Here is a 24,551-nt window from a genome sequence, read left to right as displayed (position 1 = left end):
GAGCGGCTGCGAATGCGTATACGATGTGCAGAATAAAAACGAGAACTCGCGAATATACGCTGAATGTGACGGTGGGTCAACCAGTTTGCCGCCTCGTCAAGGCCAGACAGGCTCATGGGCCGGTAAACCGTGGTGAATGTGGCATCACCGCGACAACCGGCCCCGTGTATACATTCCGTATACCTACGCCGCCGCCAGTTCCTCGGCATCGAGGCCTGCCGGAATCCGCATCGGCGTGGCCGGATCGGTCACCGCGCGCCACACGGCTTGCGCGACATCCTGGGCATGGGTGACCGGCCCCGGCCCGCGTACATTGGCCACCACGGCGTCCAGCAAGGGAGCGTAGGCGTCCGGCATCGCGCCTCCCATGTGCGCCCGCGCGTTGGCGCCGAACTGCGTCTCCGGCGAGCGCCCCGGCAGCACCAGGCGCAGGCGGATCCCGAGCGGCTCGAGCTCGAGCGCCAGCGATTCGGTGAAGGCGTTCACGGCCGCCTTGCTGGCGGTGTAGACCGACAGCAGCGGCAGCGACTTGAGCGTGACCGACGAGGTGACGTTGACGATCACGCCCTCACCTTTGGCGCGCAGCGCCGGCAGCACGGCTTGCGTCATCGCGATCGTGCCGAGCGTATTGGTCTCGAACACGCTGCGCGCGGTGGCGACCGGGATGCCTTCCAGCGGGTACAACACGCCGATGCCGGCGTTGTTGACCAGCGCATCGATGGGGCCGGCGGCGTCGAGCGCGGCCCGGATGCTGGGGCCGTCCGTGACGTCGAGCGCCAGCACGCGCAGCCGTTCGGACGGCGGCAGGACGCTGGCGCCAGGGTTGCGCATGGTGGCCACGACCTTCCAGTCGCGCTCGAGGAAATGGCGGGCGATCTCGAGGCCGAAGCCGGACGAGCAGCCGGTGATCAGGACGGTTTTCATGGTGAACTCCTGTGAATGGTTGCGGTAGCAGTACGATATGCGCGCCCGCCAGGACGCGCTACAATCAGCAGTCCACTATTCATTTGCGAGAGTCCGGAGATGACCGATCCATTGGCCGAGGTGGTCGACCTGCTGCGGCCGGGCGTGCGCATGACCAAGGTGGTCGGCGGCGCCGGACGCTGGGGCGTGCGGCGCGCCGAGACCGGCCAGCCGTCGTACTGCATCGTCCTCGAAGGCCGCTGCCGGCTGGCCATCGAAGACAGCCCCGAGCTGCTGCTCGAGCCGGGCGACTTCGTGCTCATCCCCGCGACCTGGAACTTCACGATGTCGAGCATGCAGGCGCCCGATCCGCAGGCCTTCGAGCGGATGCCGGTGATGCTGCGCCCCGGGGAATTCCGGCTCGGCGACCCCGATGGCCCGCCGGATGGCCGCTACATCATCGGCCACTGCGTGTTCGCATCGCCCGATGCGGCGCTGCTGGTGTCGCTGCTGCCGCGCTATGTGCACGTGCGCGGCGAGCCGCGCCTGGCCATGCTGGCGCAGCTGGTGGGCGACGAGTCGCGCGAGCAGCGCCCGGCGCGCGAGAGCGTGATGACGCGCCTGCTCGAGGTGCTGCTGATCGAGGCGCTGCGTTCGACTAGCGACAGCGCTGCCTCGACTGGCCTGGTGCGCGCGATGGCGGATGCGCGCCTGGCCGCGGCGCTGCGCCGGATGCACGAATCGCCGGCGCGCTCCTGGACCATGGCCGAACTGGCGCAAGAGGCGGCGCTGTCGCGCTCCACCTTCTTCGAGCGCTTCAGCCGCGCGGTGGGCAAGGCGCCGATGGAATACCTGCTGGGCTGGCGCATGGCGCTGGCAAGCGACGCGCTGCGGCGCGGCACTTCGAGCATCGCCGAGGTGGCGGAGCAGGTCGGATACAGCTCCGCGAGCACCTTCAGCGTCGCCTTTGCCCGCCACGTCGGCATGCCGCCGGCCAGGTATGCGCGCGAAGCGGCGCTTGCCGCTTAGGTGTTGCGCGCGATCTCGACGAAGGCTTCCAGGTAGGCCGTTCCGGCATCGACTTCGCGCGTGCCCAGGAAGATCTGCTTGAATACGCCCTCTTCCCCCAGCCGCACCGGCGTCACCGCCATCCGCCCCGCGTATTCCTCCACCAGCCAGCGCGGCAGCGCCGCCACGCCGCGGCCGCTGGCCACCATCTGCAGCATGATGTCGGTGGTCTCGATCGTCTTGCGCTGGCGCGGCGCGCAGCCTGCCGGCAGGAAGAACTGGTTATAGATGTCGAGGCGCTCGACGTCGACCGGATAGGTGATCAACACATCGTCCGAAAGGTCGGCCGGCTCGGCGTGGAAACGCCCGGCCAGCGGATGGCCGCTGCCCACCACCAGCACCTGCTCGTAGTCGAATACCGGCACGAAACGCAGGCCCGGCTTGAACAGCGGGTCGGGCGTGACCAGCAGGTCGATCTCGTAGCCGTGCAGGGCCTTGAGGCCGCCGAACTGGAAGCGCTGCTTGACGTCGACGTCGACCTCGGGCCACGCGGCCAGGTAAGGATCCACCACTTTCAACAGCCACTGGTAGCAGGGATGGCACTCCATCCCGATGCGCAGGGTGCCGCGCTCGCCGCGCGCGTATTCATGCATCAGGCGCTCGGCATGCTCGAGCTGGGGCAGCACCCTGTCGGCCAGCGCCAGCAGATAGCGCCCGGCCTGGGTCAGGCGCAACGCCCGCCCCTCGCGCGTCCAGACCGGCGTGCCGAGCTGCTGCTCGAGCTTCTTCACCGTGTGGCTCAGGGCCGACTGCGTCAGGCACAGCACGTCGGCGGCGGCGGTCAGCGAGCCGCGCCGGTCGACCTCGCGGATCAGGGACAGGTGGATGCGTTCGATCATGTCACATGAACAGAATTAATGAATGGATGAAATCATACCAATTTTATTCATGGATGGAGCGGCCTATGATGAACTCATCCATTCTTATCAGGCTGACCTCATCATGACGACTACCCACACCCTCGGCTTTCCGCGCATCGGCGCGCGCCGCGAACTGAAATTCGCCCTCGAACGCTTCTGGAAGGGCGAAGCCACGGCCCAGGAGCTCGGCGCCCAGGCCGCGGGGCTGCGCCAGCGCCACTGGCAACAGCAGGCCAGGCTCGACTTCGCCCCGGTCGGCGATTTTTCACTCTATGACCAAGTGCTGGACATGAGCTTCACCCTCGGGAACGTGCCGGAACGCGCTCATAGCCACCATGGCGATGCGCTCGATGCTTATTTCCGCGTCGCGCGCGGCCGCAGCCAGGGCGACCACGACCATGCCTGCGGCGGCGTCCATGCCGGCGAGATGACCAAGTGGTTCGACACCAACTACCACTACATCGTCCCTGAATTCGGCGCCGACACCAGTTTCAGGCTCGACACCGCGCGCCTCGACGAACAACTGGCCCAGGCGCGCACGCTGGGGGTGAAGGCCAAGCCGGTCATCATCGGGCCGCTCACCTATCTCTGGCTGGGCAAGGCCAAGGACGGCAGCGACCGGCTCGACCTGCTGCCCCGCCTGCTGCCGGTGTATGCCGAGCTGCTGGCCTGGTTCGTCACGCAGGGCATCGAATGGGTGCAGGTCGACGAGCCGGCGCTGGTCACCGAACTCGATGCGCGCTGGCAGGCCGCCTATGCGAGCGCCTACGACACGCTGCAACACGGCGGCGTGAAACTGCTGCTGGCGACCTATTTCGGCCGCCTGGAGGACAACCTGGCGCTGGCCTGCGCGCTGCCGGTCGACGGCCTGCACCTGGATGCGATCAATGCCCGCGCCGAGATCGCGCCGGTCATCGACGCCCTGGGCCAGGACAAGGTGCTGTCGCTGGGCGTGATCGACGGCCGCAACATCTGGAAGACCGACCTGCACGCCACGTTGGAATGGCTCGAGCCGGTGCAGCGCCAGTTGGGCCAGCGCCTGTGGATCGCGCCATCGTGCTCGCTGCTGCACGTGCCGGTCGACCTGCAGAACGAGACCGCGTTTGACCCCGAGATCCGCTCCTGGCTGGCGTTCGCCGTGCAGAAGCTGGAAGAATTGCGCATCCTGGCCCATGCGCTCGACCATGGCCGCTCGCAGGTGCAGCTCGAACTGGTGGAAAACGCCGCCGCGATCGACCGCCGGCGCGCCTCGAAACGCGTGTCGAACCCGGAAGTGGCGCAGGCCCTGGCCGCGATCACGCCCGAGCTGGGCCAGCGCGCCAGCAGCCACGCCGAACGCAGCCTGAAGCAGGCCGCCCTGCTCCAGCTGCCGAGCTTCCCGACTACCACCATCGGCTCCTTCCCGCAGACGGCGGCGATCCGCCAGGCGCGCAATGCCCATAAAAAGGGCGAACTGGATGCGGCGGCATACGAAGAAGCGATGCGCGGCGAGATCGCGCGCTGCGTGCGCGAGCAGGAAGCGCTGGGGCTGGACGTGTTCGTGCACGGCGAGGCCGAACGCAACGACATGGTCGAATACTTCGGCGAACAACTCGACGGCTATGCCTTCAGTCAGAACGGCTGGGTGCAATCCTATGGTTCGCGCTGCGTGAAGCCGCCGATCCTGTTCGGCGACGTGCGCCGGCCGCAGGCGATGACGGTCAAGTGGACCACCTATGCGCAATCGCTGACCGACAAACCGATGAAGGGCATGCTGACCGGCCCGGTGACGATCCTGAACTGGTCGTTCGTGCGCGACGACCAGCCGAGGTCAGTGAGCTGCCGCCAGCTGGCGCTGGCCATCCGCGAGGAGGTGCTGGACCTGGAGCGCGCCGGCGTGCGCGTGATCCAGATCGACGAGGCAGCCCTGCGCGAAGGCTTGCCGCTGCGCCGTGCGGAGTGGAAGGACTATTTGGACTGGGCGGTCGAATCGTTCCGCATCACGGCCAACGGCGTGGCGGACGAGACCCAGATCCACACCCATATGTGCTATTCGGAGTTCAACGACATCATCGCCGCGATCGCCGCCATGGATGCCGACGTGATCACGATCGAGACCTCGCGCTCGGATATGGAACTGCTGGACGCCTTCGACGACTTCCAGTATCCGAACGAGATCGGGCCGGGCGTCTACGACATCCATTCGCCGAACATCCCGAGCCAGGACCACATCGTGGACCTGATGCGCAAGGCCGCCACCCGCATCCCGGCCGAGCGCCTGTGGATCAATCCGGACTGCGGCCTCAAGACCCGCAACTGGGAAGAAGTGCTGCCGGCGCTGCGCAATATGGTGGCGGCGGCGCACACCTTGCGCGCCGCCTGACCCGCTTAATCGGCCTTTTTCAGGAAGTCGCCGACCGCCTTCACCAGCAGCGGCGACACCGGCAGCGACGGGTCGCTGTAGGCCGCGGCCTGCAGCGCCGGGTCGGCCCGCACGTGCTTGAAGATATGGTTCATGCCCGGGATGATGGCCAGGGTCGCATCCGGCTTGGCGCGGTACAGGGCGTTGGCCTGGGCGACTTCCACCTGGATGTCGGTATTGCCCTGGACGATCAGCACCGGCATGGTCAAGGCGGCGATGCGCTGCGCGGGCACGTACTTGAACCACGAGATCATGTAGGGCTGGACGCTCGGGCGGTAGAGGGTGTTCAGGGCCGGCGGCACGTCGTCGACGGTGGTCCCACTTTCGAGCGCCGTCAGGATGCGTTCGCTTTCCTTGTTCAATTCCGGCGGCAGCTTGCCGGCCAGCTGCTTGCGCAGGACGGTGGATGGCCCATCGGCGATGCCGGCGATCGAGACGAAGGCCGCGGCGCCGCCCTGCTGCGCCGCCAGCATGCCGATCAGGGAGCCTTCGCTGTGGCCGATCACGGCCACCGAACCGAAGCGCGGGTCGGCCTTCAGCCTGGCGATCCAGGCCGCGGCGTCTTCCACATAGTTCTCGAAGCGCAGCTCGGATTCGGTCGGCCCGGCCGGCAGGCTGGCTGCCACGCCGCGCTTATCGTAGCGCAGCGAGGCGATGCCCTCCCCGGCCAGCGCCACGGCCAGCATCCTGAGGCTGTCGTTGCGGCCCGGTATCAGGGGATTGTTGCCATCGCGGTCGGTCGGGCCGGAACCGGCGATGATCAAGGCGACACGGGGCTTGCCCTCGAGGGCGGCCGGCAATTGCAGGGTGCCGGCGATGCGGCCGGTCGGCGTGTCGAGGTTGATGTGTTCTTCGCTCGTTTGTGCCGAGGCGATGCCGGCGGCCAGGAACAGCAGCAGGGTGGCAATGAAGCCGGTGGCGGACTTCATGCGCGCCCCGCGGTGATCGTCTTGGGCGACACCACCAGGACCGTCAGCCAGCCCAGGAAGGCAAAGCAGCGCTGCAAACCCATGAAACACAGGAACCAGACGGCCCACTGCGCGGCCCCGTATTCGAAGGGCGGGAGCCCGGCCGCGTGCAGCAACAGGATCGTCGACATCACCGTGAGCATGCTCACGGGCAGGGAAAACCACCACTTCTTTTCAAGCTCGGACATAGCATTCCTCTTTCAATATCATTCACGCCGCGACAGGCAGGCCGCGCTGCGCCAGGCAGAAGCCCTGGATCCGTTCCAGCACTGCCTCGGCTTCATGCTGGTCCAGCCCCGCCCCGAAATGGTAGCGATGGGTCGCCGTCTCGATCTCGATCCGGCCATGGCCGAAGCCGAGGGCATCCCATTTTGCCTCGGGCGTCCACGCTTCCGGCGCCGGCAGCAGCCGCACCGCGCGGATCTCGTCGGGCCGGAAGGCCAGCTCGATCGGCGGCAGCTCGCCCGCATGGGCGATGTACAGCTCATCCCGGAACACGAAGTTGCGATACAGCGCCCAGGCGGCCACGCTCACGATGGCCAGCGCGCAGGCGGTGAAGACGATGACGCCGGGAGACAGGTCGCGCCGCGCACCGCTCGCCAGGCCATAGGCCAGCAGGCAGACGAAGCAAAAGGACATGCACGCGGCAAAGCCGCGCTTCTGGGTTGGACAGACGATATGCAGGACCAGGCTGGCGCTCATTCCTTTTCTTCGAAAACGGCCTTGACCGTGAAAGATACCACTTCTCGAAGAATGGAATGTGCGCGGATTCTCTCCGTTCCTAGATTCCCGGCTCCAGCGCACCCGTGAACCAGCCCAGCTCCCCGTCCAGCGCAGCCCGGATCGGTCCCGGCGTGAGGCCGGTCCAGCGCTTGAACGAGCGCCGGAAATTGGCGGCGTCATGAAAGCCCAGGTAGCGAGCGACTTCCTCGTTGTCGGCCCGCTCGACCTGGAACAGCCACAGCGCCACATGGGTGCGCACCCCGTCCAGCTCACCCTGGAAATGGGTATGGTGGCGCAGCAGCTGGCGCTTGAAGGTCGCCGGGCTGACGCCGAAATCGGCCGCCGTGCGCTCCAGCGTCGGCGCCATGCGCACATTTTCCAGCAGGTAGTCGTAGAGCGCGGCCAGGATACCCGGTGCGCGCGCCTCCTCCTGTTCGGCCGCCTGCTGGGCCAGGCGCGCCGCCATCTCGCTGGCGCGCGGCCACGGCCGGTCGAGCCAGGCGGCAGGCAGCAGCATGGCGTCGAGCTGGCAACCGAAGCGCAGCTCGGTGCCCAGGTGGACGTGGTGCTGTTCGACGTGGCGCGGCGCGCCGCGGTTGAAGCAGAAGCGCCACGGCAGGCGCTTGCCGCCCAGCCAACGGCACAACGCCACCACCGCCGTCATGTGCATCTCGACCAGGGCCGGCCGGATGCCGGGGGCGCCATAGGCGTCGATCCAGTACAGCAGCGCCACGTCGCCCCAGGTCTCGAAGCGTGGCCGCAGCAGCGGCGTCAGGCGCGCATGGAAGCGGCACAGTGTCTGCAGCAGCGCGCGCAGGTTCGGCGCCTGCACCAGCGCATGGCTGGCGGCGCCGTCATGGCCGGGCAGCAGCAGCTGGCCCAGCATGAAGCTGGTGTCGGGGCTGTCCAGGGTGCGCAGGGTGTTCGACAGTTGCTGCAGGTATTGCGCCGGCGCGACCAGTCCATCGGGATTCAGGCCGGCCACCAGCCCCGTGTCACGCAGCAGGTCGGCGTCGTCCGCATCGCGCGAGCGGCCGTATTCCAGCGCCAGCGCGGGCTGCTGCCGCGCCGGGATCGACGGTTCTCCGGCTGGCTGCCAGGCGATCACACGGCGTCCATCTGGCGGCACAAGGTGGCCAGCAGCGCATCCGGCGCGCCCTGCGCGGGCGCGCAGCCATGGCGCAGGGAGATCCGCACCCGTCCCCCCGCCGCATGGTGGCGCATCGACGACACCATGCGGCACAGGTGCTGGGCGGCGTCGCGCGCGTCGGGCTCCGTCAGGCCCGGCATCAGCACCGCGAAGCGGTCGCCGGCATAGCGGCACAGCAGGTCTTCGTTGCGCAGGTTCAGGAGCAGCATGTGCGCCACCGCCTGCAGCACGCGGTCGCCTTCGAGCTGGCCGTGTTCCCGGTTGATGCGGTGGAATTCGTCGATGTCGAACAGCACCAGCGCGCAATCCTGGCCATCGTCCCGTCGGCTCTCAAGACGCAGCTGCTCGCGCAGGTAGGCGGCGTCGGCCAGCTGGGTGATGCGGTCGAACGGGCGATGGTTGCGAAACAGCCGCTCGCGCTTGCGCATGTGATCGGACAGCGTGGCCTGCTCGAGCTTCCAGTAATACATGCCGACGGTAAGGATCAGCATCCCGAGCGGCAGGAGCGACTCCAGCGCGTTGTCCCACAGCGCCGCCTTGTCGATGTCGACCACCTCGTCCAGGCAATCGGCCCAGGAGCCGAGCATGATGCAGGCCAGGCCACTGGTCAGCAGCCGCGTGACCAGCCCGTCCGGCCGGCTGGACAGCACGATCAGGCACCACAGCGCCGCCAGCAACGAGGTGCCGCCCTCGCTCGCGATGTCGACCCAGTCCCATTCGGCCATCGGGATGGTGGTCCCGGCGCCGACGAACAGGAAGGCGAAGGCGCCGAGCAGCGCGCCGATCAGCAAGGCATGGCGGATCAAGTTGGACATACGGGCAGGATTCAAGGGTGGATCGCCGGACCATAGCGCAGCCAGATGACCGCAGGATGACAGGATGGCAAACCGTCGCGTCGCGGCACAGGGTCCGAACGGCTCAGCCGATCCGGCCACGCCCCGTGCGCAGCCGTGCCCGCCGCACGCAGGCCATGGCCGGCGCCGGGTCAATTCGGCTCATCCGGCGCCGCCAAGGGGCCCGCGACGCCCGATCGACCGGAAGTCGTCACCGTTTCGTCACATTCGGGCACCAGAATCCGCCCCACTCCAACTATTCCTTGCCCCCATGCGCTATCTCGCCCTCCCCGCCATCACCGCCAGCCTGCTGGCCGCTGCCGGCGTCAACGCTGCCCCTGCTCCGGCGCCGGCCGTCGAATCCAGCGTGGTCGTCACCGGCCAGCGCGCCAGCCTGGCGCGCGCCATCGCCGCCCAGGAACAGGCCGACAACATCGTCAGCGTCATCAGCAGCGACGACATCGGCCACCTGCCGGACAAGAACGCCGCCGAGGCGCTGGCGCGCGTGCCGGGCCTGTCGGTCCAGCGCGACCAGGGCGAAGGCCGCTACGTGGTGGTGCGCGGCCTGGACGCCGACTACAACAGCGTGACCATCAACGGCGCCATGGTGCCCTCGCCGGAAGCGACGCGGCGCGCGGTGGCGCTGGACGTGCTGCCGGCCGGCCTGGTGCGCTCGCTGGAAGTGACCAAGTCGGCCACGCCCGACCAGGACGCCAATTCGCTGGGCGGCACGGTCGAGGTCAAGACCCTGTCCGCCTTCGACCTGCCGGGCAAGCTGCTCAGCGTCGGCGTGGCCGCCAGCCACGACACCAATACCGACCAGAACAGCCCCAGCGCCAACCTGCTGTGGGCCCAGCGCTTCATGGACGGCAAACTCGGCATCGCCGCCGGCCTGTCGGGCGAGAAGCGCAAGTTCGGCTCGGACAATGTGGAAACGGGCGGCGCCTGGGACGGCAACCGCCTGGAAGGCTTCGAGATGCGCGACTACCTGCCCACGCGCGAGCGCCGCGCCGGCGCCTTCAACCTCGACTACCGCCCGGACGCCACCACCAGCTACGCCCTGCGCGGTTTCCTCAGCCGCTTCTCGGACGAAGAGTCGCGCGACCGCATGACCGTGGGCGACTTCGAGAACGACGACGAAAGCGTGGTCGAAGGCGAACTCGCTCCCGCCACGGTCGAACGCCGCCTGCGCCAGCGCAAGTACACGCAAGAGATCCGCTCGCTCACCGGCTCGATGGACCGCCGCTTCGGCGACGCCTGGAAGATGCACCTGGAGGCCGCCACCAGCCGCTCCACCGACAAGACCCCGAACGCGATCAGCGACGCGCGCTTCACCAATATCGAGAGCTTCGAGGGCGTCGGCTTCACCAACACCCGCGCCCCGCACCTGATCGCCCCCGCCGGCGTGGCCGACGCGGCGAACTACGAACTCGATTCGTTCGCGATCGAGCGCGCCTACGCCAAGGACACCAGCCACCAGCTGCGCCTCGACCTGCAGCGCGAATTCGATGCCGGCGACTGGCGCGGCGCGTTCAAGTTCGGCGCCAAGGCCACCCGCCGCGACAAGCGCACCGATACCGACGCCTGGGAATTCGGCAGCGACGATCCGGAAGACGGCGACTACTGGGGCGACGGCCCGACCTCGATGACGGCCTTCGTCAATGGCAAGCGGCTCGACTACCCGTTCGGCAACCTCGGCTACACGCTCGACCCGAACCTGGTGCGCGCCCGCCTGGCCGGCCTGAACCGTGACGGCGCGCGCGCCATCGTCGACTCGGCGCTGGACGACTTCAAGCTGCAGGAAGACATCGACGCCGCCTACGTGCAGGCCAGCCTGCGCAGCGGCGCCTGGACGCTGCTGGCAGGCGTGCGCGCCGAGCGCACCCGCTTCAAGGCCGACGGCTCGCAGGTGACGGACGAAGAAGAGATCACGCCGCGCAGCGCTTCGCGCTCCTACACCAACTGGCTGCCGGGCATGCACCTGCGCTACGACCTCGACCAGCACACCAGCCTGCGCGCCGCGTGGAGCAACTCGGTGGTGCGCGCCAACTTCGCCCAGCTGGCGCCGGGCGTCAGCCTCGATGGCGACGACGAAGCCACCATCGGCAACCCTGACCTGAATCCGCTGCGCTCGCACAACCTGGACCTTGGCATCGAGCGCACCATCGGCGGCGACGGCGTGGTGTCGGCCTATGTGTTCACCAAGGATATCAAGGACTTCACCTACGCCACCGACCTGGCCGGCCGGGGCGACTGGGTCGACTTCAATAGCGCGATCTCGTACGCCAACGGCGAGAAAGCCCGGGTGCGCGGCATCGAACTGGCCTGGCAGCAGCCGCTGCGCATGCTGCCGGCGCCGTTCAACGGCCTGCTGATCGGCATCAACGGCGCCATCACCCACTCGCGGGCCGACATCGACAGCGCCGATGGCGACGGCGGCGTGGCGTCGCGCAGGATCCGCATGCCGGGCCAGTCGAACCGCATCGGCAACCTGATGGTGGGTTATGAATCCGGTCCGTTCAGCGCCCGCCTGGCGATGAACTACAAGTCGCCCTACCTGCTCGAACTGGGTGAGGACGTGCTCGATGCGAGCCAGGACCGCTACGTCGACACCCAGAAGCAGCTGGACTTGTCGATGTCGTTCAAGCTGGACAAGCGCTGGCAGCTTACTTTTGATGCCAGCAACCTGAACAACGAAAAATACTACGTGTACATGGGCGACAAATCCCGCAACGCGCAACACGAACAATATGGCCGCACCTTCAAGATCGGCCTGAAAGCGAGCATCTTCTAATGAAAAAAATCGTATCCCTGGTTCTCCTCGCCACCCTGCACGCGGCCGCCGCCGCGGCGCCGCAAGTGCCGGCTTCGCTGGCCAAGACCGAAGCCCTGGCCGCGCTGCCGGGGGGCGCCTGGCTGGCGCTCGACAAGAACGCCCTGCGCCTGGTCGGCGCCGACGGCAGCGAACGCGCCAGCCTGGCCATCCGCGCCGAGCAGCTCGACCTGCGCCCGGTCGATGGCGGCGTGCTGGCCGTGATCGCGGACTCCAACACCGAGCGCGTGCAGCCGGTGCGGGTCGACCTCGCGGCCGGCACGCTCAAAGCCTTGCCGCCGATGCCGGAAGCCGGCTTTGGCCTGGAAGCGGCCTGCATGTACCGCGACGCCCAGGGCCTGGACCATGTATTCATGGTGGGACCGGACGGCCAGGCGCAGCAGTGGCTGCTGGGCGGCGAAGGGCAAGGCGGCTATCGCCTGGTGCGCCGCCTGGCGCTGCCGACCGCGGTCACCCATTGCCGCGTCGACGACGCCCATGCCACGCTGTTCGTGGCCGAGGAAGGCATGGGCCTGTGGGCCTATGGCGCCGATGCCGAAGGTCCGTCGGCGCGCGTGCCGGTGGCGCTGCGTGCGCCATACGGCAAGCTGGCCGGCGAGATCGAGGGCCTGGCCGTGTTGCCGGGCGGCGTCGCCGCCCTGGACGAAAAAGGTGACCTGTTGAGCTGGCGCCGCGCCGGCGCGGCCTGGACCGCGCTGCCGGCGCGCGCGCTGGGCGGCAAGCAGCTGGTGGCGCTGGACGGCGCCTCGCTGCTGGTGCATACGAAAAAGGGCTGGCAGGCGCCGGCGCTGGCATGGAAGGCCGGCACCGCGCCGCCGCGCGCGCTGCCGATCGTGATGCCGCGCATGCAGACCACACCGGTCGCGCAACTGGGCGACGCCGCCGACGATCCGGCGATCTGGGTCAACCCGAAGGATGCGACCCAGTCGCGCATCCTCGGCACCAACAAGAAGCAGGGCATGCTGGTGTACGACCTGCAGGGCAAGGAAACCCAGTTCCTGCCGGCGGGCCGCCTGAACAACGTCGACGTGCGCCAGGACCTGCGCTTCGGCAGTGAGCGCTTCGACCTGGCCCTGGCCACCCAGCGCGACGAGAATGCGATGGTGCTGTTCACCATCGACGCCAAGGGCATGCTGGCCGAAGCGGCGCGCCTGCCGACCGGCTTGAACGACATCTACGGCACCTGCACCTACCGCACCGCCGAGGGCGGCCTGGATGCCTTCGTCAACGACAAGGACGGCCGCTACGAGCACTGGCAGATCACCCGCAGCGGCGGCAAGTTCAGCGCCAAGCTGGCGCGCCAGTTCAGGGTCGCGACGCAACCCGAAGGCTGCGTCGCGGACGACCGCAGCGGCCTGCTGTTCGTGGGCGAGGAAGACAAGGCGCTGTGGGTGACCTCGGCCAAGGCCGACCAGCCGGCGACGCTCGAGATGGTGATGCCGGTGGGCGAATGGCTGCACGACGACATCGAAGGCATGGGCATCTACCACGGCGACAAGCGCAGCTACCTGGTGGTGTCGAGCCAGGGCAACAGCAGCTACGTGGTGTTCGACGCGGCGCCGCCGTTCAAGGTGCGCGGCGCGTTCCGGATCGGCATGGACCCGGTAGCCGGCATCGACGGCGCCTCCGAGACCGACGGCCTGGAAGTGAGCTCGGCCAACTTCGGCGGCCCGTATTCACGCGGCATGCTGGTGGTGCACGACGGTTTCAAGCGCATGCCGGATGCGGCCCAGAACTACAAGGCGGTGGCCTGGGACGATATCGCCAAGGCCTTGAAGCTGGAAGAGTAAGGCGGATCGGGTTCCACGAGGTGGCTGCTCAACCAGCGCGCCACCTCGGCCGCCCGCTCTTCGATCTCCGATCCGAACCCCTGGCTCGCCAGCAGCGCGATGCCGTTCGGATTGCGTAGCACGCCCGGCGCCAGCACCGGCTGGCCGCTGGCGGTGTCGATGAAGAACGGCGCCAGCGACTCGCGCAGCAACGGCGCCAGCACCAGATTGTGCGAGGACACCAGCACCAGGTCGCGCCCGGCCAGCTGTTCCAGCACGGCGCAGGCGGCCGACACCGACTCCAGGTGATTGGTGCCGCGAAACACCTCATCGATCAGGCAGATGCCCGGCGGCTGGCCGGCGGCATCCAGCAACTCCTTCGCCCGCCGCAGTTCCGCCATGTACAGGCTCTCGCCCCCCAGCAGCGAATCCTCGTTCTGCATGCTGGCGCGCACCGGGATCGCCGGAAGGCAGGCCCGCGTCGCGTAGCAAACGCCGAAGGCGCGTGCCGCGATCGCGTTCAGGCCCACCATGCGCAGGAAGGTGCTCTTGCCCGAGGCATTCTGGCCCGAGACGAAGGCGCCTTTTCCTTCCAGCGCCACCGACAGCGCGACCGGCTGCGCCATCAGCGGATGGATGCCGCCCTCCAGCACCAGGGTGCGCGCGTCGCCGCGTTCGGCCCAGCACCAGCGCTCCATCGATGCCAGGTGGCGCACCAGGACCACGTCGGCCTCCAGGTTGGCGCAGGCCAAATAGCATTCGCGCAGGAAGGCGCGCTCGGCGTGCACGATACGCAGCGTCTTGAAGTAAAACGTCACATTGGCCGCCGCGAACCAGTCGGCGTACTGGATCGCGCCCGGGATCATGCGCAGGCTCAGCGAGCGCGCCAGGCGCAGGTGCAGGCGCTCGCCGGCCGCGCGCGCCTGCACGAAAGGCTCCAGCAGCGCCCCGCCCTGCTTGCCCAGCAGGCTGGTCGTGCGCAGCAGCGCGTGCAGCGCGCGGATGGTGGCGGCCCACTCCTCGAGCGGGCGGTGCAGGCGCATCTGCAGCGCCATCAGGGGCGCCAGCGCCGCCAGGGTCAACATCCAGCCCAGCGGCAGGGTCGCCAGCGCGGCCAGCGACAGCAGCAGCGCGAGCGGCAGCAGCCATAGCCAGCGCGGCCACCACGGGATGGTCGGCGCCGTATCCTGGAACAGCAGGCCGGCCACCTCGGCATCGGCATGGCGCAAGGTAGACAGGCTGGCGTCGATCGCATCCAGCCGCGCCGGGTCATCCATCAGCGCCTGCAGGCGCGCGCGCTGCGCGACGCATGCCGCATCGTCGATGCCGGCCCGCAGGCGCCGGTGCAGCACCTGGCGCGCGAAGATGCTGGCCTGGGGCGCCAATTTTTCTTCGTACGATTCGAGCAGCAAGTCGTTCCAGGTCTGGTCGTCGATGCCGGCGGCGCCATCGAGGCGGTACAGGCGCTCGACCTCGTCCGGGATGAAGAAATGGCGCGGCGGCGGGGCGGATGGGGCGAGCGCAAGGCTGCGCCACAGGTCTTGCAGGCGGTCGAGCAACGACACTGATGAACTTTCTGGAGAACCGGCGGCGCCGGGTGCAAGTCCAACATACGGACAGGATTGCCAACTTGCAAGATCGAAAACATTTGCGGGTTGAAATTACCCGTGACGGGTATGCGACATCGAATCCAACAATGTACGTTTCCCAACATACGGTGTTCCGAATCACTGGCACGATCATCCAGCAAGGCTCCCCGCAGTGCTCCCGATAACAATGACCAAGAAAGGTAGGCCTCATGAAACGCGCTTCGCTCGCAGCCGCGCTGTGCCTGGTGTTCGGTTCCGCCGCCGCCCAGCAGGGCGACGGCACCATGTTCTCCACCAGGATCAACGTCTGGAAACCCAACAAGGTGGAGGCCACGGCGGAGCGCATCGCGGCGCTGAAGGCCCCGCAAGGCTTCACGGTGAGCGCCTTCGCGACCGGCCTCAAGAACGCGCGCATCATCGCGGTGGCGCCGAACGGCGACGTCTACCTCAGCCGGCGCGACCAGGGCGACGTGCTGCTGCTGCGCGACGCCAACGGCGACGGCCGCGCCGACGGCGCGCCGGTCACGGTGGCCAATCGCGCCGGCGCCCACGGCCTGGCGATCCGCGACAACAAGCTGTACCTGGTCACCGTCAAGGAGTTGTTCGTGGCCGACATCAAGCCCGACGGCCGCCTGGGCGAACTCAAGATGCTGATCGGCGACCTGCCCGATTCGGGCCAGCACCCGAACCGCACCATGGCCTTCGGCCCCGACGGCATGCTGTACCTGAGCGTCGGCAGCACCTGCAATACCTGCAATGAAAGCAATGTGGAAAACGCCACCCTGCTGCGCGTTTCCCCCGACGGCAAGAGCCGCACCATCTTCGCCAGCGGCCTGCGCAACATGATCGGCTTCGGCTGGCATCCGACCACGGGCGAGCTGTGGGGCTTCGACCACGGCATCGACTTCCTGGGCGACGACGTCCAGCCAGAAGAGATCAACAAGATCGAGCTGGGCAAGCAGTACGGCTGGCCGCACGTCTACGGGGCCGGCGACACCTACCCGCAAAGCACGCCGCAGGGCGAGATCACCAAGGAACAGTGGAAGGAACGCAGCACGCCGATGGTGCTGGGCTATACCGCCCACGCTGCGCCGATGCAGTGGGTCTGGGGCGCGGGCAGCGCCTTCCCGGCCGAATACCAGGGCGACGCCTTCGTCACCATGCGCGGTTCGTGGAACCGGGTGCCGGCATCGGGCTACGAGATCGTGCGCGTGCGCTACCAGGACGGCCAGCCGAAGTCCGTGGAACCGTTCGTCACCGGCTTCCTGACGGATGGTGGCAAGACCCATATCGCGCGTCCGGTCGGCCTGGCGCTGGCCAAGGACGGCGCGCTCCTGATGGCGGACGACGCCAACGGCGTGATCTACCGCATCGCCTACACCGGCGGCAAGGCGGCGGCCGCCACGCCGCCGAAGGCGCCGGCCGGCCCCATGGAGCAGCAGGTCAACAAGGGCAACACGGTCCCGCTGGCCAACCAGCGCCCCGAGACCGCGGCCAAGGCCCAGTTGAGCGTGACCTCGTCGAGCTTCGGCGCCAACGGGACGATGGACGAGCGCTACACCGAGTATGCGGACGGCGTCTCGCCGGCGCTGTCCTGGAAAGCCGTGGCGGGCGCGAAGTCGTACGCGGTCATCATGGAAGACCCGGACGCCAAACCGGTCACGCCCTTCGTGCACTGGGTGATGTGGAACATCCCGGCCACCATCACCAGCGTGCCGGAAGGCGTGCAGGAGCAGCCGCGCCTGTCCGACCCGGACGGCGTGCTGCAGGGCCGCACCACGCGCGGCGCGCCCGGCTACTACGGGCCAAGGCCACCGGTCGGCGAGGCGGCGCACCGCTACCACTTCCAGGTGTATGCACTGGATAGGATGCTCGACGTGCCCTTCGGCGCCGACCGCGACCAGGTGCTGCAGGCGATGAAGGGCCATGTCCTGGCCAAGGGCGAGATCGTCGGCAAGTACGGGCAGAAGCAGCAGCCGCAGAAGTGAACGTTGCGCGGACAGCCATGTCCGCGAACGACCGCCCTAAGGCCGGACGGACACTGCGGACAGTGGCGTTCGCCCAGCCACTCCTATATGAATCAATAACTTAAGCGCTGGCACGGATCGTGCAGTAACGACAGGCAATCCGTCGTTACTGGACACAACATGATCCGCGATACATCCCAACAAGACGCCGTCGTCGCCACGCCGGCGTCCCACACCTTCAAGCGCCGCGCGCTGCTGATCGGCGCTGCCGCCGCTCTGCTGGCTGCCAGCTTCGCCGTGTTCGGCGCCTGGAGCGGCAGCGAGCATTCCGTCTCCGCCAGCCGCGTGCGCATTGCCGAAGTCCAGCGCGGCACCCTGGTGCGCGACGCCGCCGTCAACGGCCGCGTGGTGGCCGCCGTCAGTCCCACCCTGTATTCCACCGCCCCCGCCACCGTCAACCTGAAGGTCGCCGCCGGCGACACCGTCAAGAAGGGCGACGTGCTGGCGGTGCTCGAGTCGCCCGACCTGACCGACGCCCTCAAGCGCGAAGTCTCGACCTACGAACAGCTCAAGGCCGAGGTGGCGCGCCAGCAGATCCTGGCGCGCAAGCAGCAACTGCTGGCCAGGCGCGAAGCCGACACCGCCGAGATCGAGCGCCTGTCGGCCCAGCGCACCGTGGAGCGCTACGACAGCGTGGGCGTGGTCGGCATCATTGCCAAGATCGACTACCAGAAGGCCCAGGATGCCCTCAATTCGGCCGGCATCCGCGCCAAGCATGCGGCGCAGGCGGCCAACCTCGAAGGCGACGACGTCCAGCTGGCGATCCGCACCAAGACCAACGAGATGGAGCGCGCGCGCCTGTCGATGGCCAATGCCCAGCGCCGCGTCGACGAGCTGACCGTGCGCGCGCCGGTGGACGGCTTCATCGGCACCCTGAACGTGCAGAACCGCATGGTGGTCGTCGCCAATGCCCCGCTGATGACGCTGGTCGACCTGTCCAAGCTCGAAGTCGAGGTCGAGGTGCCCGAGACCTATGCCGGCGACCTGGGCCTGGGCATGAGCGCCGAGATCACCCTGCCCTCGGGCCGCGCCACCGGCAAGCTGTCGGCGCTGTCGCCCGAGGTCGTCAAGAACCAGGTGCTGGCGCGGGTGCGCTTCGACGGCGAGCAGCCCAAGGGCTTGCGCCAGAGCCAGCGCGTCACGGCGCGTCTCCTGATCGAGGAAAAACCGAACGTGCTGATGCTGCCGCGGGGCCCGTTCGTCGAAAACGAAGGCGGACGCCACGCCTATGTGATGCAGGATGGCGTCGCCGTGCGCACCCCGATCCAGCTGGGCGCCACCAGCATCTCGGCGGTCGAGATCCTGTCCGGCCTGAAGCAGGGCGACCAGGTCGTGATATCCGGTACCGACGCCTTCAGGAACGCCGAGCGCATCTCGATCAATCAATAAGTCCACTTCAAGAATACAACCAGACCAAGGAGCACGCCATGCTGCGCATGTCCAACCTGAGCAAGGTATACCGCACCCACATGATCGAAACCCACGCGCTGCGCGGCTTCGAAATCCAGGTGAAGCCCGGCGAATTCGTCACCGTCACCGGGCCGTCCGGCTCGGGCAAGACCAGCTTCCTCAACATCGCCGGCCTGCTCGAGGAATTCACGTCGGGCGAATACATCCTGGACGGCGTCAACGTCAAGGGGCTGGACGACGCGGCGCGTTCGCGCCTGCGCAACGAGAAACTCGGCTTCATCTTCCAGGGCTTCAACCTGATCCCCGACCTGAACCTGTTCGATAATGTCGACGTGCCCTTGCGCTACCGCGGCTTCAATGCGCGCGAGCGCAAGGAGCGCATCGAGGACGCGCTGTCGAAGGTCGGCCTGGCGTCGCGCATGAAGCATTATCCGGCCGAGCTGTCGGGCGGCCAGCAGCAGCGCGTCGCGATCGCGCGCGCGCTGGCCGGCAGCCCCAGGCTGCTGCTGGCCGATGAACCGACCGGCAACCTGGATACGCAGATGGCGCGCGGCGTGATGGAGCTGCTCGAAGAAATCAATGCCGCCGGCACCACCATCCTGATGGTGACCCACGATCCGGAGCTCGCGGTGCGCACTCATCGCAACGTGCACATCATCGACGGCCAGGTGTCCGACCTGGTGCGGCGCGGCCCTTCGCTGGCCGTCGCATCGAGCGGCCAGCCGGCCTGAGGAGCGCTCCATGTTCGGCTATTATTTCAACCTCGGCGTGCGCAGCCTGCGCCGCAATCCGGCGCTCACCGCCCTGATGGTGCTGACCCTGGCCATCGGCGTCGCCGCCAGCGTCTCGACACTCACCATCCTGCACATGATGTCGGGCGACCCGATCCCGTCCAAGAGCGAACGCCTGTTCGTGCCGCAGTTCGACAATGGCGATCTCGATGGATATACGCCGGGCGATGAACCGGGCGACATGCAGATGAGCTACCTGGATGCGGCCAACCTGCTCAGGAGCGGCCAGGGCGAACGGCGAACCGCCATGTATGGTCTCGAGGTCGCCATCGAGCCGCCCCGCAAGGACATTCCCGCCTTCAATGCGAGCGGCATGGCGCCGACGCGCGACTTTTTCGCCATGTTCGACGTGCCCTTCCTGCACGGCCAGGCCTGGAGCGAAGAGGACGACCAGCGCGGCGCCGACGTGGTGGTGCTCGGCCGCGCCACGGCTGACCGCCTGTTCGGGCAGGCCAATCCGGTCGGCCAGCGCCTGATGATGATGGGCCACCCCTATACCGTGGTCGGCGTGACGAATACCTGGGCGCCGCTGCCGCGCTACTACAAGCTGATCGGCGGCAGCCGCTTCGGCGACGGCGAAGCATTCTTCATTCCGCTGTCCAGCGCGCTACGGCATGAGGCGCCGCATGGCGGCAGCATGAATTGCACCTCCAGGCGCGACAGCGGTTTCGAGGCCCTGCTCGCATCGGAGTGCACCTGGATCCAGTTCTGGTTCGAGACCCGTTCGGCGAACGATCGCGCCGGACTGCAGTCCTTCATCGACAACTACGCGAACGAGCAGCGCAAGCTGGGACGCCTCAAGCGCAACGCCCCCAACACGTTGTACAACGTGATGGAATGGATGGAAGAGCTGAAGGTGGTCGGCAACGACAGCAAGCTGTCGGCCTGGCTGGCCTTCGGCTTCCTGGTGCTGTGCCTGGTGAACACCATTGGTCTGCTGCTGGCCAAGTTCTCGGTACGCGCATCCGAGGTCGGCATCCGCCGCGCGCTGGGTGCCTCGCGCAACGACATCTTCCGCCAGTTCCTGATCGAAACCGGAGTGGTCGGCCTGGCCGGCGGCGTGCTCGGCCTGCTGCTGTCGTTCGGCGCGCTGGCGCTGATCGGCATGCAGAGCAAGGGCATGGCCGCCATCGCGCGCATGGACTGGCAGATGCTGGCGCTGACCTTCCTGCTGTCGGTCGCCGCCGCCCTGATAGCCGGCCTGCTGCCGACCTGGCGCGCCTGCCAGGTCACGCCGGCCATCCAGCTCAAATCGCAATAATCCGGGAGAACGCAATGGAATTCCGCCCCATCCTGTCTGCCCTGCTGCGCAACAAGACCGGCCCGATCCTGGTCGCGCTGCAGGTCGCGCTGAGCCTGGCCATCCTGGCCAATGCCCTGCACATCGTCAACGAACGGCGCGCGGTGGCCGCGCGTCCGTCGGGCCTTGTCGATGAAGCCGCGACCTTCTACTTCGAAGTGCGCAACTTGAATACCGAAACACCCGAGCAGATGCTGGCCACCATCAAGCGCCAGGGTGACGTGCTGCGCGCGGTACCAGGCATGGTCGGGGTGGCGCATGCCTCGCAGATGCCGCTCTCGCGCAGCGGCAGCACCAGCAGTTTCGCGCTCGAACGCAATGCACGCGAGACCACCCAGGCGGGCATGTACCTGTCGGCCGACTCGCTGGTCAAGACCTACGGCCTGACCCTGGTCGAGGGCCGCGACTTTCTTCCGGGCGAAGAGATCGAAGTCAACGAGAAGAGCGAACGCCGGCTTCCCGAAACCATCATCGTCACCAAGGCCATGGCCGACAAGCTATGGCCGGACGCATCCGCGATCGGCAAGATGCTGTACTTTGGCGGCGACGGCAACGAGCCCGGTTTTCGCGTGGTGGGCGTGGTCGAGCGCCTGCAGACCGCGCATGCCCAGGTCGGCGACTCCGGTGAGTTCTCGATCATCCTGCCGGTGCGCCTGTACGGCGAGGTGGGCACGCTGTATGCGATGCGCGCCGAGCCGCAGCAGCGCGACCGCGTGATGCGGGACGCCGAAGAGGCGCTGCGCAAGTCGTCGGCGACCCCGATGATCATCGAAACGAGCACGGTGTCGGGCGACCGCCGCGACCGTTATCGCGCCGACGTGGCCCTGTCGTGGATGCTGGTCACGGTCAGCGTGCTGCTCCTGCTGGTAACCTGCAGCGGCATCGTCGGCATGGCCAGCCTGTGGGTGACCCAGCGCCGCAAGCAGATCGGGGTGCGGCGTGCGCTGGGCGCGCGCAAGATCGACATCCTGCGCTACTTCATCGCCGAGAACATCCTGATCACCAGCGGCGGCGTTGCCGGCGGCGTGCTGCTGGGCGTCGGCCTGAACACACTGCTGGTCAGCCGCCGCGAGATGGCGCGCCTGCCGCTGCACTACCTGGCCGTGGGCGCCCTGCTGTTCTGGGCGATCGGCATCCTCGCCGCCTACGGCCCGGCCTGGCGCGCGGCCAGCATCTCGCCGGCGCTGGCAACCCGCAGCACCTAGACCGGAGAGTGATATGCTGGCGGCCATGCCCACAGTTCTCATCATCGACGACAACGCCGCCGTCGCCATGGCGCTCGAAGTGCTGTTCTCGCTGCACGACATCGCGGCGCTGCGCGCGGCCTCGCCCGGGGAGGGCCTGGACCTCCTCGGCCGCGAGCCGGTCGACCTCGTGATCCAGGACATGAACTTCACGGCCGACACCACGTCGGGCGAAGAAGGCGTGGCGCTGTTTCGCGAGATCCGCCAGCGCCATCCCGACCTGCCGGTGATCCTGCTCACCGCCTGGACCCACCTGGATGCGGCGGTCGACCTGGTCAAGGCCGGCGCCGCCGACTACCTGTCCAAGCCCTGGAACGACGAGCGCCTGCTGGCCACGGTCGGCAACCTGATCGAACTGGGCCAGGCCAACCGGCTGCTTGCCAGCCGCCTGCAGCGCGAACGCAAGGCCAGGCGCGAACTCGAGCTCAACTTCGACCTGCGCGGCCTGGTATGGCAGGATCCCGCCACTGAACGCGTGCTGCACCTGGCCTGCCAGGTGGCGCGCGCCGACGTTCCGGTGTTGATCACGGGTCCCAACGGCACCGGCAAGGAGCGCATCGCCGAGATCATCAAGGCCAATTCGATGGTGGCCGACGGTCCCTTCGTGGTGCTCAACTGCGGCGCCCTGCCGTCCGAACTGATCGAGGCCGAGCTGTTCGGCGCCGACGCCGGGGCGTATACCGGCGCCTCGAAGGCGCGCGAAGGCAAGTTCGAGGCGGCCGACGGCGGCACCCTGTTCCTCGACGAGATCGGCAACCTGCCGCTGGCCGGCCAGATGAAACTGCTGCGGGTGCTGGAAACCGGCCGCTTCGAGCGGCTCGGATCGAACCGCGAGCGGCAGGTGAAGGTGCGCGTGATCAGCGCCACCAATGCCGATCTCTCCGCGATGATCCGCGCCGGGACCTTCCGCGAAGACCTCTACTACCGCCTGAACGTGATCGAGCTGCGCCTGCCGCCGCTCGCGAGCCGTGCGGGCGACATCCTGCCGCTGGCGCAATCCTTCCTCGCGCGCGGCAAGAACCTGCATCCGTCGGCCGAAGCGGCCCTGCTGGCCCACCCCTGGCCCGGCAATGTGCGCGAACTGAAGAACGTGATGGCGCGCGCCAACCTGCTGTCGGGCGGCGACACCGTCACGGTGGCCGACCTCGGCCTCCCGGCGGCCAGCCTGCCGGTCCAGGACCTCGATCCCGACCGCGACGCCATCGTGGGGGCGCTGGCGCGCGCCGGCGGCGTGGTGGCGCAGGCGGCGAACGAGCTTGGCCTGTCGCGCCAGGCGCTGTACCGCCGCATGGAACGGTTGGGAATCGAACGCCCATGAGCCAGGCGCCGACGCGGGCCAGGTTCTCGCTGGTCACGCGCCTGTCGGCGCTGGTCGGCACCCTGCTCGTGCTGGCCATGCTGGCCGCGCTCGGCCTCGATGCCCTGTTCCCCGGCCGGCCGCTGCTGGTCGCGGGCCTGTGCCTGCTCGGACTGCTGCCGGTCGCGATCATCACCCTGCGCGCGCAAGTCCAGCCCATCCTGTCGCTGTTTCGCGCGCTGGAAGGCACGGTGGACAGCTACCGCGACGGCGACTTCTCCTTCAGCCTGCACTGGCCGCACAACGACGAGCTGAGCGACCTGATCGCTGCCCACAACCGGCTGGGCGCCGTGCTGCGCGAGCAGCGCCTGGGCCTGGCGCAGCGCGAACTGCTGCTCGATTCGATGGTGCAGAACACGCCGGTGGCGATGCTGCTGGTGGCGGATTCGAACATGCATGCGGGCGTGATCGTGTACGCCAACGTCGCCGCGCGCCAGTTGCTGGCGCATGGCCGCAAGCTGGAGGGACACGCCCTGCGCGCCGTGCTCGACGAGGCGGCGCCGGCACTGCGCGAAGCGCTGGCGCGCGGCGGCGACGGCCTGTTCAGCGCCGGTGAGGGAGAGAGCGAAGAGGTCTATCACCTTGCGCGCAGCACCTTCAACCTGAACGGGCGCCGCCACGAGCTGCTGCTGCTGCGCCAGCTGACGGCCGAACTGCGGCGCCAGGAAGTGCAGACCTGGAAGAAGGTGATCCGCGTGATCAGCCATGAACTCAACAACTCGCTGGCGCCGCTCGCCTCGCTCGCGCATTCCGGCGCCGAACTGGTACGGCGTGGGCAGGTGGAGCGCCTGCCGCAGATCCTGTCGACCATCGGCGAACGCACCCGCCACCTGGAGAGCTTCATCCTCGGCTATGCGCGCTTCGCCAAGCTGCCGGCGCCGCGCCTGGAAGCCTGCCCGTGGCCGGACCTGGTCGCGCGCCTGGCCGGCCAGGTCGATTTCTCCGTCGAAGGCGAGCTGCCGCCAGACCCGGCCTGGGTCGACGCCGCCCAGTTCGAGCAGGCGCTCCTGAACCTGCTCAAGAACGCGCACGAGTCAGGATCCAGGCCGGAGCAAGTCCAGCTGCAGGTGCGGCGCGTGCAGGACCAGTTGCGCGTCGACGTGCTCGATCGCGGCAGCGGCATGAGCGAGGCGGTCCTGACCCAGGCCCTGGTGCCCTTCTATTCGACCAAGCGCAGCGGCACCGGCCTGGGGCTGGCGCTGGCGCGCGAGATCGCCGAAGCGCACGGCGGGCGCGTCCTGCTCGCCAACCGCGACGGCGGCGGCCTCGCCGTCACGCTGTTCCTGCCGGCGCTGCCGGCATCTTCCCCAACCTGAAAGGACATC

Annotated in this window: 19 protein-coding genes; 11 read left to right on the top strand and 8 right to left on the bottom strand. The window is 68.0% G+C overall.

Going from position 1 to position 24,551, the window contains the following annotated elements; translation table 11 throughout:
• Nucleotides 1-183: 183 nt before the first annotated feature.
• Nucleotides 184-924, bottom strand: a complete 741-nt coding sequence (locus J3U95_RS02495) for an SDR family oxidoreductase (RefSeq protein WP_208277127.1) — start codon at nucleotides 922-924, stop codon at nucleotides 184-186.
• A gap of 99 nt (nucleotides 925-1,023) precedes the next feature.
• Between J3U95_RS02495 and J3U95_RS02490 the strand changes: the two genes are divergently transcribed.
• Nucleotides 1,024-1,932: an AraC family transcriptional regulator gene (locus tag J3U95_RS02490; RefSeq protein WP_208277126.1), complete on the top strand. Its 909-nt coding sequence runs from the start codon at nucleotides 1,024-1,026 to the stop codon at nucleotides 1,930-1,932.
• Here J3U95_RS02490 and J3U95_RS02485 read toward each other — a convergent pair.
• Nucleotides 1,929-2,810 carry a LysR family transcriptional regulator gene (locus tag J3U95_RS02485; protein ID WP_208277125.1) on the bottom strand — a complete coding sequence of 294 codons (882 nt, stop codon included), beginning with the start codon at nucleotides 2,808-2,810 and terminating at the stop codon, nucleotides 1,929-1,931. The genes J3U95_RS02490 and J3U95_RS02485 overlap by 4 nt on opposite strands.
• A 103-nt stretch (nucleotides 2,811-2,913) precedes the next feature.
• Between J3U95_RS02485 and metE the strand changes: the two genes are divergently transcribed.
• Nucleotides 2,914-5,193: a 5-methyltetrahydropteroyltriglutamate--homocysteine S-methyltransferase gene (gene metE / locus J3U95_RS02480; protein WP_109348003.1), complete on the top strand. Its 2,280-nt coding sequence runs from the start codon at nucleotides 2,914-2,916 to the stop codon at nucleotides 5,191-5,193.
• 5 nt (nucleotides 5,194-5,198) lie between these two features.
• On the opposite strand, the gene J3U95_RS02475 is transcribed toward metE, so the two are convergent.
• From J3U95_RS02475 to J3U95_RS02455, 5 genes are all read right to left on the bottom strand, one after another.
• Nucleotides 5,199-6,161, bottom strand: a complete 963-nt coding sequence (locus J3U95_RS02475) for an alpha/beta hydrolase (protein ID WP_109345423.1) — start codon at nucleotides 6,159-6,161, stop codon at nucleotides 5,199-5,201.
• Complete coding sequence (locus J3U95_RS02470) at nucleotides 6,158-6,388, bottom strand: hypothetical protein (protein ID WP_109345424.1); 231 nt, start codon at nucleotides 6,386-6,388, stop codon at nucleotides 6,158-6,160. Before J3U95_RS02470 ends, J3U95_RS02475 begins: the two co-directional genes overlap by 4 nt.
• A 22-nt stretch (nucleotides 6,389-6,410) precedes the next feature.
• A complete protein-coding gene (locus J3U95_RS02465; protein WP_208277124.1) occupies nucleotides 6,411-6,902 on the bottom strand; it encodes a hypothetical protein in 492 nt (163 codons plus the stop codon).
• A 79-nt stretch (nucleotides 6,903-6,981) separates the two neighbouring features.
• Nucleotides 6,982-8,031, bottom strand: coding sequence for an AraC family transcriptional regulator (locus tag J3U95_RS02460; protein WP_208277123.1), 1,050 nt, complete (start codon nucleotides 8,029-8,031; stop codon nucleotides 6,982-6,984).
• Nucleotides 8,028-8,888: a GGDEF domain-containing protein gene (locus tag J3U95_RS02455; RefSeq protein ID WP_208277122.1), complete on the bottom strand. Its 861-nt coding sequence runs from the start codon at nucleotides 8,886-8,888 to the stop codon at nucleotides 8,028-8,030. The genes J3U95_RS02460 and J3U95_RS02455 overlap by 4 nt, the downstream gene beginning before the upstream one ends.
• 289 nt (nucleotides 8,889-9,177) lie before the next feature.
• Between J3U95_RS02455 and J3U95_RS02450 the strand changes: the two genes are divergently transcribed.
• Both J3U95_RS02450 and J3U95_RS02445 read left to right on the top strand, forming a co-directional pair.
• Complete coding sequence (locus tag J3U95_RS02450; protein WP_208277121.1) at nucleotides 9,178-11,700, top strand: TonB-dependent receptor; 2,523 nt, start codon at nucleotides 9,178-9,180, stop codon at nucleotides 11,698-11,700.
• A complete protein-coding gene (locus tag J3U95_RS02445) occupies nucleotides 11,700-13,529 on the top strand; it encodes a phytase (protein ID WP_208277120.1) in 1,830 nt (609 codons plus the stop codon). The genes J3U95_RS02450 and J3U95_RS02445 overlap by 1 nt, the downstream gene beginning before the upstream one ends.
• Here the strand turns inward: J3U95_RS02445 and J3U95_RS02440 are convergent.
• The gene (locus tag J3U95_RS02440; RefSeq protein ID WP_370662039.1) at nucleotides 13,475-15,073 is read right to left on the bottom strand and encodes a MutS-related protein; all 1,599 of its coding nucleotides are present in this window, start codon (nucleotides 15,071-15,073) and stop codon (nucleotides 13,475-13,477) included. The genes J3U95_RS02445 and J3U95_RS02440 overlap by 55 nt on opposite strands.
• A gap of 233 nt (nucleotides 15,074-15,306) precedes the next feature.
• Here J3U95_RS02440 and J3U95_RS02435 point away from each other — a divergent pair, with 233 nt between their 5' ends.
• The 7 genes from J3U95_RS02435 to J3U95_RS02405 all read left to right on the top strand — a co-directional run bounded on the left by J3U95_RS02435 (nucleotide 15,307) and on the right by J3U95_RS02405 (nucleotide 24,542).
• Nucleotides 15,307-17,085, top strand: coding sequence for a YbhB/YbcL family Raf kinase inhibitor-like protein (locus J3U95_RS02435; protein ID WP_208277119.1), 1,779 nt, complete (start codon nucleotides 15,307-15,309; stop codon nucleotides 17,083-17,085).
• Between the two features lie 159 nt (nucleotides 17,086-17,244).
• Nucleotides 17,245-18,513: an efflux RND transporter periplasmic adaptor subunit gene (locus tag J3U95_RS02430; RefSeq protein ID WP_208277118.1), complete on the top strand. Its 1,269-nt coding sequence runs from the start codon at nucleotides 17,245-17,247 to the stop codon at nucleotides 18,511-18,513.
• Between the two features lie 38 nt (nucleotides 18,514-18,551).
• Nucleotides 18,552-19,265, top strand: coding sequence for an ABC transporter ATP-binding protein (locus tag J3U95_RS02425; protein ID WP_208277117.1), 714 nt, complete (start codon nucleotides 18,552-18,554; stop codon nucleotides 19,263-19,265).
• A 10-nt stretch (nucleotides 19,266-19,275) separates the two neighbouring features.
• Nucleotides 19,276-20,586: an ABC transporter permease gene (locus J3U95_RS02420; protein WP_208277116.1), complete on the top strand. Its 1,311-nt coding sequence runs from the start codon at nucleotides 19,276-19,278 to the stop codon at nucleotides 20,584-20,586.
• Nucleotides 20,587-20,600: 14 nt separating this feature from the next.
• The gene (locus J3U95_RS02415) at nucleotides 20,601-21,830 is read left to right on the top strand and encodes an ABC transporter permease (RefSeq protein ID WP_208277115.1); all 1,230 of its coding nucleotides are present in this window, start codon (nucleotides 20,601-20,603) and stop codon (nucleotides 21,828-21,830) included.
• Between the two features lie 25 nt (nucleotides 21,831-21,855).
• Entirely contained in the window at nucleotides 21,856-23,187 is a 1,332-nt protein-coding gene (locus J3U95_RS02410) for a sigma-54-dependent transcriptional regulator (protein ID WP_208277114.1), read from the top strand.
• Nucleotides 23,184-24,542 (top strand): sensor histidine kinase, encoded by a 1,359-nt coding sequence (locus tag J3U95_RS02405; protein ID WP_208277113.1) that lies wholly within the window; start codon nucleotides 23,184-23,186, stop codon nucleotides 24,540-24,542. The genes J3U95_RS02410 and J3U95_RS02405 overlap by 4 nt, the downstream gene beginning before the upstream one ends.
• The last annotated feature ends 9 nt before the right edge of the window (nucleotides 24,543-24,551 follow it).

This window comes from Massilia oculi, from assembly GCF_017582745.1.
In the GTDB taxonomy this organism is placed as follows: Bacteria; Pseudomonadota; Gammaproteobacteria; order Burkholderiales; family Burkholderiaceae_D; genus Telluria; species Telluria oculi_A.
The sequence above is the reverse complement of the archived record's forward strand: the minus strand, read 5'-3'. Positions and strand labels throughout refer to the sequence as shown.